The organism is Blastococcus saxobsidens, assembly GCF_010682065.1.
GTDB lineage: Bacteria > Actinomycetota > Actinomycetes > Mycobacteriales > Geodermatophilaceae > Blastococcus > Blastococcus saxobsidens_B.
In genome coordinates, this window is record NZ_JAAGWG010000077.1 from 1 (window position 1) to 527 (window position 527).

The window sequence follows — 527 nt, forward strand, 5'->3', positions numbered from 1 at the left end:
TGTACTGAGCAGGACCGTTGTTGACGTGGGAGCGACCTCCGGGTCGGGTGGAGCTGTCTGACGGCATCCATTCCGACCACGGAGGTCGCTCGTGTCCCACGCTAATGCCCGCCTGACCCCTGCCGGGCGGTTGATCCTGGTCCAGCGGATCGCCACCGGCCGTCCAGCAGCCCACGTCGCCGCCGAGATGGGCGTCTCCCGAGCGTGCGCCTACAAGTGGTGGGGCAGGTGGCGGGCCGAAGGCAAGGCCGGCCTGGTCGACCGGCCCAGCCACGCCCGCAGCCATCCCCAACGCACCCCGGCCTGCACCGAGACCCGAATCCGGATCTCCCGCCACCTGTCCCGCCGCGGCCCGGTGGCTATCGGGGCGCACCTGCAGCTGCCGGCATCGACCGTCGGACGGGTACTGCGCCGCCACCACACCCCACCGCTGGCCGCCTGCGACCCGGTCACCGGGCAGGTCATCCGCGCCACGCGACGCAGCGCGAACCGCTACGAGCACGACCGGCCCGGCTCGTTGGTCCACG

1 protein-coding gene is annotated in these 527 nt (G+C 72.5%); it reads left to right on the plus strand.

Annotated elements, in window-relative coordinates:
* Nucleotides 1-91 precede the first annotated feature (91 nt).
* Nucleotides 92-527: helix-turn-helix domain-containing protein (locus tag GCU60_RS19725; protein WP_163208352.1), on the plus strand; the 436-nt coding region annotated here is incomplete at its 3' end.